Annotated in this window: 14 protein-coding genes; 2 read left to right on the top strand and 12 right to left on the bottom strand. The window is 70.7% G+C overall.

Features of this window, described 5'->3' with window-relative positions; all coding sequences use genetic code 11:
* Window positions 1-3: 3 nt before the first annotated feature.
* The gene (gene recD2 / locus SXIN_RS20775; RefSeq protein ID WP_019711376.1) at window positions 4-2214 is read left to right on the top strand and encodes an SF1B family DNA helicase RecD2; all 2211 of its coding nucleotides are present in this window, start codon (window positions 4-6) and stop codon (window positions 2212-2214) included.
* A gap of 179 nt (window positions 2215-2393) precedes the next feature.
* A complete protein-coding gene (locus tag SXIN_RS20780) occupies window positions 2394-3683 on the top strand; it encodes a citrate synthase (protein WP_019711375.1) in 1290 nt (429 codons plus the stop codon).
* 612 nt (window positions 3684-4295) lie between these two features.
* Here SXIN_RS20780 and SXIN_RS20785 read toward each other — a convergent pair.
* From SXIN_RS20785 to SXIN_RS20840, 12 genes are all read right to left on the bottom strand, one after another.
* On the bottom strand, window positions 4296-6680 hold the full coding sequence (locus tag SXIN_RS20785; protein ID WP_095757353.1) for a heavy metal translocating P-type ATPase: 2385 nt from the start codon (window positions 6678-6680) through the stop codon (window positions 4296-4298).
* A gap of 88 nt (window positions 6681-6768) precedes the next feature.
* The gene (locus tag SXIN_RS20790) at window positions 6769-6984 is read right to left on the bottom strand and encodes a heavy-metal-associated domain-containing protein (RefSeq protein ID WP_019711374.1); all 216 of its coding nucleotides are present in this window, start codon (window positions 6982-6984) and stop codon (window positions 6769-6771) included.
* Between the two features lie 479 nt (window positions 6985-7463).
* Entirely contained in the window at window positions 7464-7787 is a 324-nt protein-coding gene (locus SXIN_RS20795; protein ID WP_019711373.1) for a MazG-like family protein, read from the bottom strand.
* 24 nt (window positions 7788-7811) lie between these two features.
* A complete protein-coding gene (locus SXIN_RS20800) occupies window positions 7812-8624 on the bottom strand; it encodes an exonuclease/endonuclease/phosphatase family protein (RefSeq protein ID WP_019711372.1) in 813 nt (270 codons plus the stop codon).
* Window positions 8621-9346 carry a dTMP kinase gene (gene tmk, locus SXIN_RS20805; RefSeq protein WP_238153822.1) on the bottom strand — a complete coding sequence of 242 codons (726 nt, stop codon included), beginning with the start codon at window positions 9344-9346 and terminating at the stop codon, window positions 8621-8623. The genes SXIN_RS20800 and tmk overlap by 4 nt, the downstream gene beginning before the upstream one ends.
* Window positions 9235-10344, bottom strand: a complete 1110-nt coding sequence (locus SXIN_RS20810) for a radical SAM protein (RefSeq protein WP_039823908.1) — start codon at window positions 10342-10344, stop codon at window positions 9235-9237. The genes tmk and SXIN_RS20810 overlap by 112 nt, the downstream gene beginning before the upstream one ends.
* A gap of 138 nt (window positions 10345-10482) precedes the next feature.
* Entirely contained in the window at window positions 10483-10668 is a 186-nt protein-coding gene (locus SXIN_RS20815; protein WP_019711369.1) for a hypothetical protein, read from the bottom strand.
* An 84-nt stretch (window positions 10669-10752) separates the two neighbouring features.
* A complete protein-coding gene (locus SXIN_RS20820) occupies window positions 10753-11238 on the bottom strand; it encodes an ATP-binding protein (protein ID WP_019711368.1) in 486 nt (161 codons plus the stop codon).
* A gap of 347 nt (window positions 11239-11585) precedes the next feature.
* On the bottom strand, window positions 11586-12830 hold the full coding sequence (locus tag SXIN_RS20825; protein ID WP_039823906.1) for a helix-turn-helix domain-containing protein: 1245 nt from the start codon (window positions 12828-12830) through the stop codon (window positions 11586-11588).
* Between the two features lie 288 nt (window positions 12831-13118).
* Window positions 13119-14525 (bottom strand): restriction endonuclease, encoded by a 1407-nt coding sequence (locus SXIN_RS20830; RefSeq protein WP_019711366.1) that lies wholly within the window; start codon window positions 14523-14525, stop codon window positions 13119-13121.
* 507 nt (window positions 14526-15032) lie between these two features.
* A complete protein-coding gene (locus SXIN_RS20835) occupies window positions 15033-15683 on the bottom strand; it encodes a restriction endonuclease (RefSeq protein ID WP_019711365.1) in 651 nt (216 codons plus the stop codon).
* A gap of 110 nt (window positions 15684-15793) precedes the next feature.
* On the bottom strand, window positions 15794-16000 hold the full coding sequence (locus tag SXIN_RS20840; protein WP_019711364.1) for a hypothetical protein: 207 nt from the start codon (window positions 15998-16000) through the stop codon (window positions 15794-15796).
* Between the last annotated feature and the right edge of the window lie 129 nt (window positions 16001-16129).

Below are 16129 nucleotides of genomic sequence, written 5' to 3' on the forward strand. Positions count from 1 at the left end.
GGCATGGCACAGCTGTCGGTGGTCGAGGGGGTCCTGGAGCGGATCACCTACGCGAACGAGGAGAACGGCTACACGGTCGCCCGGGTCGACACCGGCCGCGGCGCGGGCGATCTGCTGACCGTCGTCGGTTCGCTGCTCGGCGCGCAGCCGGGCGAGTCGCTGCGGATGGAGGGCCGCTGGGGCTCCCACCCGCAGTACGGCAAGCAGTTCACCGTCGAGAACTACACCACCGTGCTCCCCGCCACCGTCCAGGGCATCCGCCGCTATCTCGGCTCCGGGCTGATCAAGGGGATCGGGCCGCGGATCGCCGAGCGGATCGTCGACCACTTCGGGATCGACACCCTCGACGTCATCGAGAAGGAACCGGGGCGTCTGATCGAGGTGCCCGGGCTCGGTCCCAAGCGCACCAAGCTGATCGGGGCCGCCTGGGAGGAGCAGAAGGCGATCAAGGAGGTGATGGTCTTCCTCCAGGGGGTCGGCGTCTCCACCTCCATCGCCGTGCGGATCTACAAGAAGTACGGCGACGCCTCGATCTCCGTGGTGCGCAACCAGCCCTACCGGCTCGCCGCCGACGTCTGGGGCATCGGCTTCCTCACCGCCGACCGCATCGCCCAGGCCGTCGGGATACCGCACGACAGCCCCGACCGGGTCAAGGCCGGGCTCCAGTACGCCCTGTCGCAGTCCTCCGACCAGGGCCACTGCTACCTCCCCGAGGAGCAGCTCATCTCGGACGCGGTGAAGCTGCTCCAGGTCGACACCGGGCTGGTCATCGACTGCCTGGGAGAGCTGGCGGGCGAGGAGGAGGGCGTCGTACGGCAGACCGTGCCGGGGCCGGAGAACGGGCAGCCGGTGTCGGCGGTCTATCTGGTGCCGTTCCACCGGGCCGAGATCTCCCTGGCCGGCCAGGTGCTGCGGCTGCTGCGCACCGGGGAGGACCGGATGCCGGCCTTCCGCGGCGTGGACTGGGAGAAGGCGCTGGCCTGGCTCGGGCGGCGGACGGGGGCGCAGCTCGCCCCCGAGCAGGAGCAGGCGGTGCGGCTGGCGCTGACGGAGAAGGTCGCGGTGCTGACCGGCGGTCCCGGCTGCGGCAAGTCCTTCACCGTGCGGTCCGTGGTGGAGCTGGCGCGGGCGAAGCGGGCCAAGGTGGTGCTGGCGGCGCCGACGGGCCGGGCGGCGAAGCGGCTCTCGGAGCTGACGGGCGCCGAGGCGTCCACGGTGCACCGGCTGCTGGAGCTGAAACCGGGCGGGGACGCCGCCTACGACCGGGACCGGCCGCTGGACGCCGATCTGGTCGTCGTCGACGAGGCGTCGATGCTGGATCTGCTGCTGGCCAACAAGCTGGTGAAGGCGGTGCCGCCGGGCGCGCACCTGCTGATGGTGGGCGACGTGGACCAGCTGCCCTCGGTGGGGGCGGGGGAGGTGCTGCGGGATCTGCTCGCCCCGGACAGCCCGGTGCCGGCGGTGCGGCTGACGAGGATCTTCCGGCAGGCGCAGCAGTCGGGGGTGGTGACCAACGCCCACCGCATCAACTCCGGTGTCCCGCCGATCACCCAGGGGCTGCCGGACTTCTTCCTCTTCCCCGAGGACGACACGGAGGAGGCGGGCCGGCTCACGGTCGACGTGGTCGCCCGCCGCATCCCCGCGAAGTTCGGCCTGGACCCGCGCCGGGACGTCCAGGTGCTCACTCCCATGCACCGCGGCCCGGCCGGGGCGGGCGCGCTCAACGGCCTGCTCCAGCAGGCCGTCACCCCGGCCCGCCCCGATCTGCCGGAGCGGCGCTTCGGCGGCCGGATCTTCCGGGTCGGCGACAAGGTCACCCAGATCCGCAACAACTACGAGAAGGGGGAGAACGGCGTCTTCAACGGCACGGTGGGCGTGGTCACCTCGCTCAGCCAGGACGACCAGCGGCTCACCGTCCGCACCGACGAGGAGGAGGAAGTCCCCTACGACTTCGACGAGCTGGACGAGCTGGCGCACGCCTACGCCGTGACGATCCACCGCTCCCAGGGCAGCGAGTACCCGGCCGTGGTGATCCCGGTGACGACCAGCGCCTGGATGATGCTCCAGCGCAACCTCCTCTATACGGCGGTCACCCGGGCCAAGAGACTGGTGGTACTGGTCGGCTCCCGGCGGGCGCTCGGCCAGGCGGTCCGCACCGTGTCGGCCGGCCGGCGCTGCACGGCACTGGACCACCGGCTCCGTGGCGCGATCTGAATCGTGGACACCGCCTTCCGCATGCCTGCCGCGAGGAGCAGGATGGGCCCGCACGCGGCACGCCGTGCCATGAATAGGCCTGACGGCCGACCCCGAGTGCACGGCTTCTGGCCATATGGGGGAAGGTAGAGGCAGTCAGGGCACCTCGAAGAAGAGGCACAACGTCGGTGAGGGATGACGTGAGCGACAACTCAGTAGTACTGCGGTACGGGGACGGCGAATACCGGTTCCCCATTGCCGACAGCACTGTCGGCAACAAGGGCTTCGACATCGCGAAGCTCCGCAACCAAACCGGTCTGGTGACCCTGGACAGCGGTTACGGCAACACCGCGGCTTATCAGTCGGCGATCACCTATCTCGACGGTGAGCAGGGCATCCTGCGGTACCGCGGTTACCCGATCGAGCAGCTCGCCGAGCACAGTACCTTCCTCGAAACCGCGTATCTGCTGATCAACGGTGAGCTCCCGACGGGCGACCAGCTCGCCGGTTTCCAGAACGAGGTCACCCAGCACACGCTGCTGCACGAGGACGTCAAACGCTTCTACGACGGCTTCCCGCGCGACGCGCACCCGATGGCGATGCTGTCCTCCGTGGTCAGCGCGCTGTCCACGTTCTACCAGGACAGCCACAACCCCTTCCATCCGGAGCAGCGCCATCTCTCGACGATCCGGCTGCTGGCCAAGCTGCCCACGATCGCCGCGTACGCGTACAAGAAGTCGATCGGCCACCCGGTGGTCTACCCGAGCAACGATCTCGGCTATGTCGAGAACTTCCTGCGGATGACCTTCTCCGTGCCGGCCGCCGAGTACGAGCCGAACCCGGTCATGGTCAGCGCGCTGGAGAAGCTGCTGATCCTGCACGCCGACCACGAGCAGAACTGTTCGACCTCGACGGTGCGTCTCGTCGGCTCCTCGCAGGCCAACATGTTCGCCTCGATCTCGGCCGGCATCTGCGCCCTCTGGGGCCCGCTGCACGGGGGCGCCAACCAGTCGGTGCTGGAGATGCTGGAGGGGATCAAGAACTCCGGCGGCGACGTCGACACCTTCATCCGCAAGGTGAAGAACAAGGAAGACGGTGTGAAGCTCATGGGCTTCGGACACCGTGTCTACAAGAACTTCGACCCCCGGGCGAAGATCATCAAGGCCGCGGCGCACGATGTGCTCGCGTCCCTCGGCAAGTCCGACGAGCTGCTGGACATCGCGCTCAAGCTGGAGGAGCACGCGCTGGCCGACGACTACTTCGTCGAGCGCAAGCTCTACCCCAACGTGGACTTCTACACCGGTCTGATCTACCGGGCCATGGGCTTCCCGACCGAGATGTTCACCGTGCTCTTCGCGCTGGGCCGGCTGCCGGGCTGGATCGCCCAGTGGCACGAGATGATCAAGGAGCCGGGTTCCCGGATCGGCCGCCCGCGCCAGATCTACACGGGTGTCGTCGAGCGGGACTTCGTTCCGCTGGAGAAGCGCTGACCACGCCGCTGACCACCGGCCGCTGACCATCGGCCGCAGGCCGGACCCGGGGAATCCCCGGTGGTACCGGCCGCCGGTCCGGGGGGCCGCCCGCCGCCGTCGCGGGGCGGCCCCCCGTTCGCGTGCCGTGCCCGGGTGCACCGCCCGTACGCGCGGGACGGGCCCCGGAAAAAGGTGGAGAGCGCCCCGCGGTCGATCCCCCCACGGGTCGACCGGCGAAGCGCTCTCCAATCCCGGATCGGATTCCCCCCACGGGATCCGGCCGGGGGTCTGTCCGCCGCGGAAATCCGCGGCCGGAAGCTTCGGCTCGTGCTTGTTCGGTTGTCTTCCGTTGTCCGGCCGGGGCCGGTGCTGTCTGCCGGGACGAGCACGTACGGGAGGGCCGCTCAAAGCTCCCCGGGCACGCGCCCCGGCCACACACGACGGGATCCGTCCCCCAAGACGGGCCCGTCAGGCGGATGCCGCACCCCGCCGGAGGCGTTGCATCGCACGGTTAGACTCACGACCCGCCTCAATGGTTACCCCCGAAGAATGTGATCTGGGTCTCATGCCATAAGGGGCCAATGAGGGCAAGAGCTCCGATAAGGAGATCCTGAGCCTCGGGTGAGGGTCTCATGCAGCTTCTGGTGATGATGTGAAGGAACGCAATCTCAGGCTGTTGGTGACGACGAAGACGGACGAAAAGGCCATCGCGGCCCCCGCGATCATCGGGCTGAGGAGTCCGGCCGCCGCCAGTGGCAGCGCCGCCACGTTGTAGCCGAAGGCCCAGAAGAGATTGCCCTTGATGGTGCGGAGGGTCCGGCGGGCGAGCCGGATCGCGTCCGCCGCCACCCGCGGGTCCCCGCGGACCAGGGTCAGATCGGCGGCCTCGATGGCCGCGTCCGTGCCCGTGCCCATCGCCAGCCCGAGGTCCGCCGCGGCCAGCGCCGCCGCGTCGTTGACCCCGTCGCCGACCATGGCGACCGTGCGGCCCTCCTCCTGGAGCCGCCGGACGACCGCCACCTTGTCCTGCGGCAGCACCCCGGCGATCACCTCGTCGATGCCGACGGCGCGCGCCACGGCCTCGGCCACCGCCCGGTGGTCGCCGGTCAGCAGGACGGGCGTGAGCCCCAGGGCGCGCAGTTCGGCGATGGCCCGCGCGCTGCTGTCCTTGACCGTGTCCGCGACCGTGAGCACCCCCGCCGGCCGGCCGTCCACGGTGACCGTGACGGCCGTGCGGCCCGCCGCCCCGGCGGCGTCCATCGCGGCGGCGAGGGAGGCCGGCAGCGCGCCGTCCCCGTCCCCGCCGTCGCCGGGCAGCGGTTCGCGGCCGACGAGCACGGTGCGGCCGCCGACCCGTCCGCGCACCCCGAGACCGGGGACGTTCTCGAAGTCCTCCACGGCGGGCAGCGGACCGGTCCGCTCGGTGGCTCCGGAGGCCACGGCCCGCGCGATCGGGTGCTCCGAGGCGTTCTCCACCGCGCCCGCCAGGCGCAGCAGTTCCTCCTCGGGCACGCCGTCGGCCGGGACCGCCTCGTGCAGCGTCATCCGCCCGGTGGTGACCGTGCCGGTCTTGTCGAGGACGACGGTGTCCACCCGGCGGGTGGACTCCAGCACCTCGGGCCCCTTGATCAGGATGCCGAGTTGGGCGCCGCGTCCCGTACCGACCATGAGGGCCGTCGGGGTGGCCAGGCCCAGGGCGCAGGGGCAGGCGATGATCAGTACGGCGACGGCGGCCGTGAAGGCGGCGGTGGCGCCGCCGCCCGCGAGCAGCCAGCCGCCCAGGGTGCCGAGCGCGATCAGGAAGACGATCGGGACGAAGACCCCGGAGACCCGGTCGGCGAGCCGCTGGACCTCGGCCTTGCCGCTCTGCGCCTCCTCGACCAGCGTGGCCATCCTGGCGAGCTGGGTGTCGGCGCCGACGCGGGTGGCCTCGACGACCAGCCGGCCGCCCGCGTTGACGGTCGCGCCGGTCACGGCGTCGCCGGCCGTCACGTCCACCGGGACCGACTCACCGGTCAGCATGGAGGCGTCCACGGCCGAACTGCCCTCCACGACCCGGCCGTCGGTGGCGATCTTCTCGCCCGGGCGGACCACGAAGCGGGTGCCGACCGTCAGACGGTCCGCCGGCATCCGCTCCTCGCGGCCGTCCGGGTGGAGCACGGCCACGTCCTTGGCGCCGAGCTCCAGCAGGGCCCGCAGGGCCGCGCCCGCGGTGCGCTTGGAGCGTGCCTCCAGATAGCGGCCGAGCAGGATGAAGGTCGTCACCCCGGCGGCCACTTCGAGGTAGATGGCGGAGGAGGCGTCTGCCCGGGAGACGGCGAGGCTGAACTCGTGCCGCATCCCGTGCATCCCGGCGTCGCCCAGGAACAGCGCCCAGAGCGACCAGCCGAAGGCGGCCAGGGTGCCGACCGACACCAGGGTGTCCATGGTGGCGGCGCCGTGCCGCAGGTTCGTCCAGGCGGCGCGGTGGAAGGGGAGGGCGCCCCAGACGATGACGGGGGCGGCGAGCGTGAGCGACAGCCACTGCCAGTTGTCGAACTGGAGGGCGGGCACCATCGCCATCAGCACCACCGGCACCGACAGGACCAGGGAGACGAGCAGGCGCTCGCGCAGGGCTTCGAGTTCGGCGCGGTGCCGGTCCGCCGCGCTGCCCGCGGGGGCCGGCGGGCCGCCGGGGGACGGGGCCGCCGGGTGCGCGCCCGCGGCCGGCTGCCGCTCCGGCAGCGGCTGTGCCCCTTGTTCCGGCGCGGGCGGTGGTTCGGGCTTGCGCTCGGCGGTGTAGCCGGTCTTCTCGACGGTGGCGATGAGGTCGTCGACGGCGATGCCGTCGGCGAAGTCGACCCGCGCCTTCTCGGTGGCGAAGTTCACCGAGGCGGTGACGCCGTCCATCCGGTTGAGCTTCTTCTCGACCCGGGCCGCGCAGGAGGCGCAGGTCATCCCGCCGATGGAGAGTTCGACCCGCTGTGCGGGCTCCTCGGGGGCTTCCGCCGGGGGCTGTGGTGCCGTACTGGTCATGAGGGTCTCCGGAGGGGAGGGCCGGGCCGTGCGCGGTCCGCGGTGGCGGAGCGGCACGGCCCGGCGCGGGAAGGGCGGCCGGGCCCGGTCAGGCCCTGCCGGCCAGTTCGTAGCCGGCCTCGTCGACGGCGGCGCGGACCGCGGCGTCGTCGAGCGGGGCCTCGGAGATCACGGTGACGAGACCGGTGGAGGCGACGGCCTTGACGGAGCTGACGCCGTCGAGCGCGGACAGCTCCTCGGTCACCGCTCCCTCGCAGTGACCGCAGGTCATTCCGGTCACCCGGTACGTGGTGGTGGCGCTCATGGTCTTCTCCTCGGTAGGGATCTGCGGGGCGGAGACCGGCCCGGGCCATCGCTGCCGAAGCCCGCCGGGTGCTCCACCTGGCTCCACTATACCCCTAGGGGGTAAGTGTTCGGCGGGGTGGGGTGAGGAGGCGTGCGCGGGCGCGTGCGCGGGGAGCCGGCGGCGGTTGTCCGCGACCCCGGCGGCGCACACCGGACAACCGCCACCGGCCCGGCCGCCGGTCCACCCCTGCGTCGTTCGATGGGACGAGGAGCAGCTCCCGCCGGCGCCCGGCTCGCCGTGCGCCAGGAGGGGAACGGCATGCGACCGCACTGTGGTCGCTCGGTCGGGTCCGGTACTTGGGGATCCGGGCGACCAGATCGGCTATGTCGGCGCCCCCCGGAATGGTCCCGAGTAGTGTGGCCCGGACGTTGCCGGCCAGGGTGCCGCCACTTCACGGGATGACAACCGGGCCCGGCCCGGGCCGCCCGCGCTTGGCTCTACGGCGCGGGAATCACACGGTCCACCAGCGCGTCCAGCCGTTCCTCGAACGTGTGCCGCGCGTCGGGTGCGATCGTGTCCAGCGCGACCATGGCCGTCACGATGGTGTCCACGAGTTCCTTCTCCACGTCCGTCCAGGAGTGTGAGCGGCCCTTCCGGGGGTTGGCGCCGAGTGCGCCGTGCAGAGCCTCCGCGACCTCCCCGTACTCCTCCCCGATCTTCAGTACGCGCAGCAGCCGGACGTCCGCCGGCGAGGCATCGGTGACCTCCGCGTCCAGCCACTTCCGCAGCCGGCCCACCTGCTCCCACGTACGCTCCGCCATCGGCTCCTCCTCGCTCGTCGCTTCTCAGAACAGGACGGGGACCGCGTCCGCGTCCCGCATCGGGTCGGTCACCGGCAGGGGGCGCGTCGGCTGGAGGCACAGCGACACGGAAAGAGCGGAGTGGTCCGTCAGCCGCTCCGGCCCGGTGCGCACCTCGTGGACGTACGAGCAGCCCCGCAGTACGGGCACCAGGCCGTGGGTGATGTGGGCGTGGTCGTAGCGGTAGCCGTCCCCGGTCCTCCCCACCCACGAGTACTCCGCCGCCTCGGGGTGGAGGACGCGGAAGGCGTCCCGGTACCGGACGGTCCCGAGCCAGGTGTAGAAGTCGTACTCGAAGCGCTGGAAGAACCGGTAGGCCGGCTGGTGGTCCGGCTCCAGGATGTTGAAGTCCCCGATGACCATCTCCTGGCGGTCGGCGGCCGTGGGAAGGCCTCGCCGGCAGGCTTCGAGGAACGTCCGCTTCCGTGCGGTCTTCACGGCTGTGGCGTCCCGTGCGGGCACGTAGAGGCCCACGATGGACACGGGTCCCTCGTCGGTCTCCACGATGACCTGCACGGCGCGGTGGGGGAGGTGGTCCGCGACCTGCCCACCCGGGACGGTGGCGAGCCGGCTGACGACCATGACGCCGCGCTCCCCGCGCTCCGGCCGGGGGAACGTCACGGAGTACCCGGCCGCCTCGAATCTCCGGGCGAGGAGATCACACCCCGCGCTGCCCGCCGTCTCGGTGAGCACGAGCACCGGCTCCGGGCGGCCGGCCAGGAAGGCCAACTGCCGCTCCGCCCGTTCCCTGCTCGGGTTGTTCAGATTGAACGTCAGCACGTCCAGGGTGGTCGTCACGAGCTGTCCCTCATCCACCGTTCCTCGATCGCCGCCATGATGGCGTGGGCGATGTCCTCGGGCCCGGCCGTGGAGGCGTCCAACCGGAGGACGCGGACGCCGGCGGCCATGAGGAACCTAGCGGCCTCGTAGTAGTACGCGCACTCCCGCTCGGTTCCCCGGGGCTCTCGCTCGTATCGGCTGTGCCTGGTCCCCCGGCTCTCCAGCCGCTCGGCAATGACCTCCGCCCGCGCGTTGACGATCACGGCCAGATCCGGCATGTCCGTGTGCCGGTTGAGTTCCCACACCAGGTCACGGGGGACGCCGTCCATGACTTGGAGGACCAGAGAGGAGGGTACGTACCGGTCACAGACCACGATCTCACCGCGGGCGAGCGCCGGCCGGACCTCCTCCTCCACATGCCGGTACCGGTCGGCGGCGATCAGGCACGCCATACTCATCCCCCGGTACTCCTCCGTCCCGTGGCGGGCGAGCTCCCCGAGTGGGCTGGAGCTCGGCTCCCGGGTGGCGTACACCGGTAACCCCTTCCCGCGGAGCTGCTGGACCAGGAGGGCCGTGACGGTCGACTTTCCCACACCGCCCGGGCCGTCCAGGGTGATGAACCGGCCGCTCACGAGACGCCGACCACGGGCAGCACACGGGACTGTGCGGGCACGGTGGGACAGAGTTCGGAATCCACCGCGCCGATCCGCTGTCCGGAGGCCACGACGGCGGCCGGGCACCCCTTGCCGCACCCCTCGCTCAAGGAGCATCCACCACAGGTCGGGTTGTCGCCGACTTTCCACCGCTCATGGAAGCGGTAGCCGTCGAGGCGCGCGGCGATGTCGTCGTCCGTCCACACGTTGCCCACGATGAAATCCGTGTCCGGGTGCCGGCTTGCCCGCGTCCGCGCGGCGAAGACCAGGTAAGGGCAGACGGTGACCTCGCCCTTCGTGAAGACGTAGATGATCGTTCCCGCCTCACACCCGGCCAGCGGCTTGGAGTCGTTCGGGAAACGGATGTGCACCAGCTCCAGGTCCTCGTCCGCGAAGGGCATCGTGAGCTGCTGAATGTGCCGCATGTGCTCGTCCGGGCGGCGCAGTTTCCGCGCCCCGCGAGCAGCGCCGCGGCCCATCTCCCCGAGAGGGTTCATCAGCACGTACTTCGCGCCCTGCTCCTTCGCGAAGGCGCAGAGTTCCGCGTACTCCTGGTCCTCCGCGAGGTTGTTCGGCGTGCACAGCAGCCCTTGGAGGGTGCCGGCCCGGGCGAACCGCCGGACGGTCTCCACGGTCTCGGCGAACCCCTCCGGCCGCCCGCGGAACACCCCGTGACTGTCCGCGGAGAACCCGTCCAGCGAGACGTTCATGTGAGCACCGATTACCGCGAGGTCCGCGATCTGTTCGTCCGTCACCATGGTCGCGTTCGTGCAGACACCGACGCCCATACCGGCTTCGTGGAAAGCGGCGGCGACCTCGACCAGGTCCCCGTGCATGAACGGCTCACCGCCGGTGAGGGTGACGCGGTTGACCCGGGCCTCCGCGAGCTGGGGGACCAGCCGCTCCCGGACGGCCGTGAGCGGCATGTACTCCCCGCGTTTCGTCGCGGAGACGAAGCAGTGCTTACAGCTCTCATTGCAGGGCTCACAGATCTGAACGAGGGCCTTCCGATACGGATGTTCAACCGTGGTGCGGAAGTAGCAGGACGCCGCCTGCCGGGCTGTGACGAGCGGTCGAGTGCTCAAGGGAACCTCCCAGTGGGTTACGCCTCCCGGCCGTTCCGGGGGGCGGGGTGGCTGGACCGCCCGCTCCTGTCGGGGGAGGGGGCGGGCCGGGTATGAGAAGTCAGGAGGCCGCCGTCCCGGAGGTGATGTGCCGGGACGTCATCTGAGACCGGGGACGCGGCGGTTGTAGGCGTCCACCAGCGCTTCCAGACGCAGGACGCAGGGCCGGCAGCAGTAGAACGGGGCATGACCGTGGTCTTGGCTCTGCACGGGCCCGAGCCACAGCACGTACACGTTCGGCTCGTCACAGCGCCGGCAGTGGCCGATGATCCACGTCCTCCGCACCGTGGCTATCCCCTGCTGATGCCGAGGACCAGGGGGGTGAGCAGCGCGGCCAACGTCACCACGTAGACGATCTGGCGGGCGATTTCACTCACCGGGACCCTCCTCACCGGCCGCCAGGTCCGCCCACACGCGTTTCCCCCAGGGCAGCGGGGCCACGCCCCAGCAGCCACCGCTCAGCGCGGCGACCAGGGTCAGGCCCCGCCCGGACTCGTCGTCCGCCTCGGCGGGCCGGGGCCGCGGCAGTGCACGGGACATGTCGACCACGGCGACCCGGGCCCGCAGGCGGTCCAGCAGCGTCACCGTCACCCGGATCGACTGCCGCCTCGCGTGGGCGGCCGCGTTCGACACCAGCTCGGTGACGACGATGTGCGCCGCGTGCTCCAGCTCCTCCAGGCCCCAGACCCGAAGCGCCGAGGACACCAGTTGCCGCGCCGCCCGCGCGGCCTCCGCGGTCCTCGGCAGGGTCGCCGTGTATGCGGGCCTACCGGTCCCGGTGCGGGTGCCGGCCCTCAGGGGCGAAGCGGCGGTGTCGCCCGGCGAGGCCGGGTCGCGGGGATGTACCTCATGCACGGGTGCCACCGCCCGGGCGACTGGGCGGCTCACTCCGTGTCTCCAGCGGCCCGTCCGGACCGCGCCGCACTCGCCCGGTCAACGGGACGGCACGAGACCGGGCGCGGCGCGGGCACGACCTGGCCGGGCATCGTCACGGCCGTGGTCGCGGTCACCGACGCATCCGCCAGCGCTCGACGCCTCAGCCGGTCCCCGTTTGTTCTCCGCACAGCTGCCCCCTCGTCCAGATCACTTCAGGTACGAGAGACCGTATGGGAACGCTGTGTACGGGAACACACACGAAGCGTTGCATTTCACTGCTCTCCGTCAGTGAACTGCCACGCTCCGTAGCACGTGCCCCTGCGGGGTCAGGCGTGGACGTTGAGGTGAGCCGCGAGCGTCCGCATCTCCTTCGTCAGCGTCCGCTTACGCGTCGACAGGATGTCCCCCATCACATAGCGGGCCATCGGCTGATGCTGGAGCCAGGTCCCGGACATGCGCCGGATACGGGCCAGTTCGTTCATCGCGTCCTGCGTCGACCCGAGCCGGACGTGCGCCTGTGCCACGTCCAGCCGGTGCCGATTCCAGTTGATCTTGGAGGGCCGGCCGACTTTGCTCATGGCTGAGCGGGTCAGCACGCCCTCATCCGCGCGGCGCAGCACACCCCGGGAGTCACCGGCCAGGGCCAGGTCCTCTACGGCCTTGAGTTCCGTGGTGACCGGCCCGAAGGTCGCCCAGTGCGTGCGGTAGTCGGAGACTTCGGTACCCACGGCGCTCGCTGCCGTGGCCGCCATCCGGCGCGCCTCCTCGGCCTCGTCCGGCCGGTTGTTCCGCACCTGCGCGGACGCGATGCGCAGGCACAGCTCTCCCCACGCCGCGATCTGCCCCGCCGGCGCCGAGGACATCCGTGGCTCGATCTGGTCCGCCGTGGCCGCCGCCAGGCGCGCGCAGTCATCGAACCGGTCTTGGCGGAGCAGGAGCCAGCACAGGCCGATGACCCCGGTCACCGCGGTCAGCTTCTCCTCCATCTCCCGCGCGACACGGATTGCCTCCGTGAGGGCCTGATAGGCCACGTCGTACTGGCGCACCTGCGTCAGGTACTTCCCAGCCAGCAGCAGGGCGTGGGCCCGCACTCGGACAGCTTCCCGGCGCTCGTCCCCGTCCGCCGTCGCTGCGGCGGCCTCCGCCGCCGTGAGGAGCCCGGGCAGCATCCGTGCGACGGACTCATACCGGTCCGAGTCGTACAGTGCGAGACCGTCCTCGATCCGCCGCCGGAGCTCCGGGAGTTCGTCCACCCGACCCGGATCGGCCAGCGTCTCCGTGATGCCCACCGGAGGCATGAGGGCCTGCCGCAGCTGCGTGAGAAGTTGGCGGTTCGCCCCATCCTCGACAACCGGCCGCGGCGCACCCGGCGCGAACAGTGCCGATGTGGGGATGCCGAGCGCACGGGCGATCGCGTGCAGTGTCTCCACCCGCGCGCTACCACCCTGCTCGATCTTCCTGATCACGCCCACCGACAGGCCGGCGTCCTCCGCGAGTGTCTCCTGGCTCAGACCGGCAGTCCGCCGGTGCGCACGAACAGTGTCTCCCAGGGCAGTTGAGGTGTGATCCATACCGGAGCCCTCCGTCTCGACCTAGACACTCGAAACGGTACTGCGGACAGCGCCCCGTGCTACCCCGAACAACAGAGGGCGCGGTTCCGGCCCTTGCCTCGATCTTGCGTGAGGTGCCGCCACCAAGCCGGCGGAGCCTCACCCGGCACGCGCGCCTGGACCGGAGGAGAACCTTCCGCGGGCCTCGCCCAGTGGCTCTCGGCCGCTGGCTGATGCGGTCGAGACTGCGGGACTTCCCCGCGTGCGCGGGGAGCAGGGGGTGGTGTGCCGGTGATCCTTCGTCGTCGGCTACCAGTCGGCCACCGGCCGCAGAACCAGCGCCTCGGAGGTGTATGCGTACTCCCACCAATACAGGTGGTACGCCTCCTTCGGCTCATCGACCGGGTGGTGCGACCGTAGGGAGCAGACGAGCAGTTCGCTTTCAGCGACCTGGCCCGGCCACTCGTCCGAGGTCGGACTGCCGTCCTTGCCGCAGTACGGGTTGCTCACCACAAGGCCAGTGACCCACTCCGTAGGCGTGCCGTCGGCCTCCTCCAGCTCCAGGGCGCTGTGCGAGACGACGTAACCGACAGCCTCCAACGTCATCCTGTCCATGAGGTGATGCCGCACGATGCTCGCGCTGCTCAGCGGACGGAAGTAGCTGAACACCGCCGCGTCGAACTGCTCGAACAGGTGCCGGATCGGCTGGAAGTCCACGGGAACGCCGGGTAGCTGGAACGACAGGTGGCAGTCGTAGACCGGCCGGAGGTGATGCATGGCGATGCTCGCGGTGAGGGTGTAGAAGCCTCCGCCCTGGCAGGTGTCGAAGTAGGTGACCTGCTCAGTGCCGTGTGCGTCCTCCAGGGTCTTCTCGCGCTTCTTCCAAGTACGCAGCGCCTGGGTGAACTCTCGCGCGCCAACACCATGCCAGTTCGCGCCGGACTGCTGGATGTTCCATCGCGGCTCGGCGCTGGTCCACCCCATCGAGTCCAGTCCGTACAGCAGCTCCACGATGCCGTCCTCGTTGGACGGCCTGACCGGAACGTCGAGAGAAACGCCACTGCCGTTGCCGAACGCCCAGTCCACGTCGGGCAGTTCCTCGGTGAAGACGAATTCCCCGAACCCGCCGCCGGACGTGACGTACGGCAGCGGCTGCAGGTCACGGTCGAGCAGCCGCACCCCAGAACCCGGCAGGTCCGTGGCCGGTCGGCGCCGGCGCCGGGGTTTCGGGACAGCGGCCAGGTGCACGCGGCCGTGGGTGATCAGTTCCTCCCGCTTCACCTGCAGGAGGTTGACCAGCGACCTCGGCGTGCTCAGAACCTGCGTCAGCTCCTCTTCGCCGAGCAGCAGGATCGTCCCCCGGTCCCGGCGCACCCGTAGCTCGTCCACGGCCGAGTCGATGAAGCCGTTCACGCTGATGATGACGCCGATGACAGCAGACGAGGCGGTCCGGTCCATCCGTGACCGGACCGCGTCGAAGACTTCGGTGCCGACTGGCCTGTTGTGCCACTTGGCCTCGATCAGGTACCAGGTCTCCCCATAGCGGGCCACCAGGTCTGTCTGCCGCGGTTTCGCGGCGGATGCGTTGCGGTCCACCCGGAAGTGTGCCCGCCTGAACAACTGCTCCAGCAGCACTTCCAGCTGGTAGCCCCGTCTGTGCGCGGAGGATAATGCTCCCAGCTGCTTGAAGTCCGCCAGCAGCGATGACCCGCCCATTCTCACGCCTTTCCCCCCACCGGCTGCCATGGGCTTCCCCCGTTTCTGGCCCTTGACGACGGAAGATCTCCGGCGCGATGGCCGGGCGAGAGCGTAGCCGATCGCACGTCATGCAGGGGGCCGGTCTGGCAGCGGTGGCTGCGTGACCGTGACCTGGTGGGATGAGATCACGTGGAAGCCGCCTGCCGTGTGCCGGATGTCGCCCCCGGACGGGCATGGGTTGCGTCGAAGAGGCCCGCCGAGCGTGGTCACGGCGCTTCCCGTACGTCCGGTGGGGCGCCTGTCTTCGCTGTGTGCGGCGGCCTCAGCAGGGCGGACCGTGCGTCCCGCGCTTGCGGGGGCAAGGTCCATCTCCGCCGCCCAGGAGCCATGAGGGTCACGCCCTCCGCTGGCGCGCGGGACCATTTTGCTGGTGATCAGGACGGACGGGTCCCGGCCCGTCGGCAGAGCTCCAACACCGGCAGGTAAGTCCATCCTCGTAGGCGACTTGACCTTCGGACGGCGCGGTCAGAGGGCCGGCCGCGCACGCCCAGGCCGCCCCGCCGACTCGCCGGACCTGCCGCGCCTCGGCGTTCGACTGGGCAGGCGCAGCAACTCATGCAGTGGGAGGCCGTGTTCGGCCCATCGGCGCAGCCGGTCGCGGTCGATCCAGTGGATGCGGTGCCGGTCGCCCCAGGCCATGGCGTCACGGGTGAGGGAACCGTTGGTCACGACGACGGCGTGGTCCGCGCGGTGCACGGGACCGGCCGTTCCCTTGACCTGGTACATCACCTGCACACCCACCTTGCCGCCGACTGTGGTGTGCTTGGCCTGCAGGACGATCCGGCCGCGCTGCCGGTCCTGGCCGATGACGTCGGCGGCCTGGTCGCCCTGTTGGCCGACCTGCCGCGCCTGCCAGCCGTCCCGGATGAGCAGGTCCCGCAGGGCGTGCTCGAACTGCCGGTCGTCCAGGGCGTCGATCTGCGTGAGCGTGAGCCGCAGGGCCGCGAGCCGCTCCGACCGCTCCCGCCGTGCCCGCAGGGAGCGCGACAGGCGCCAGGTCCCGTAAGCGCAGGCGCATGCGGCGAGGGCGGCGACGACGGGCCAGTGGTCAAGCATCGTGTCCCACACGGCGATTGCCACGTCGGTGAGGACGGCTGCCGCGGCCAGGGCTGCCACCCCGGCCGCGGCGTACTCCCCGGTGCCCCGCGGCTTCCGCAGCCCCGGCCACCTCAACAACTTCTGCTGCGGCCCGCGACGTGGTCGGAGGCCGGGGCGGCGCCCGGGCATCAGGGGACCGCCGGCGCGGAGACCGAAGGCTTCGGCGCGGTCGGCTGGGGAATCTCCTCCTCACCGAAGCCGAAGACCTGTCCCCACAGGACGATCAGGCCGAATATCCCGGCGATGGTCCAGCCGCTCATCCCCTTGGCCCGAGGCCGCGGATTGCGCCGTACGTAACTGCGGACACGGTGGTGGCCCGGAGGCACCTTCTCCATCTTCTGCTTCCCCTCTCCCCGCCGGGCCGCCCCATGCGACCCGGCCCCTGAGAAAAGGGGTAGCAACGGGCACTGACAAGATCTGATGCCTCATCAGCAAGATCCCCGCCCGGGCAGGGAGAACCGGCC

Origin of the sequence: Streptomyces xinghaiensis S187, from assembly GCF_000220705.2 — a bacterium.
Taxonomy (GTDB): Bacteria; Actinomycetota; Actinomycetes; order Streptomycetales; family Streptomycetaceae; genus Streptomyces; species Streptomyces xinghaiensis.

Bases quoted from the DNA above. Each gene is read 5' to 3' on its own strand.
- recD2 (WP_019711376.1), top strand. From the start codon at position 4: ATGGCACAGCTGTCGGTGGTCGAGGGGGTCCTGGAGCGGATCACCTAC.
- SXIN_RS20785 (WP_095757353.1), bottom strand. From the start codon at position 6,680: ATGACCAGTACGGCACCACAGCCCCCGGCGGAAGCCCCCGAGGAGCCC.
- SXIN_RS20790 (WP_019711374.1), bottom strand. From the start codon at position 6,984: ATGAGCGCCACCACCACGTACCGGGTGACCGGAATGACCTGCGGTCAC.
- SXIN_RS20795 (WP_019711373.1), bottom strand. From the start codon at position 7,787: ATGGCGGAGCGTACGTGGGAGCAGGTGGGCCGGCTGCGGAAGTGGCTG.
- SXIN_RS20825 (WP_039823906.1), bottom strand. From the start codon at position 12,830: ATGGATCACACCTCAACTGCCCTGGGAGACACTGTTCGTGCGCACCGG.
- SXIN_RS20830 (WP_019711366.1), bottom strand. From the start codon at position 14,525: ATGGGCGGGTCATCGCTGCTGGCGGACTTCAAGCAGCTGGGAGCATTA.
- SXIN_RS20840 (WP_019711364.1), bottom strand. From the start codon at position 16,000: ATGGAGAAGGTGCCTCCGGGCCACCACCGTGTCCGCAGTTACGTACGG.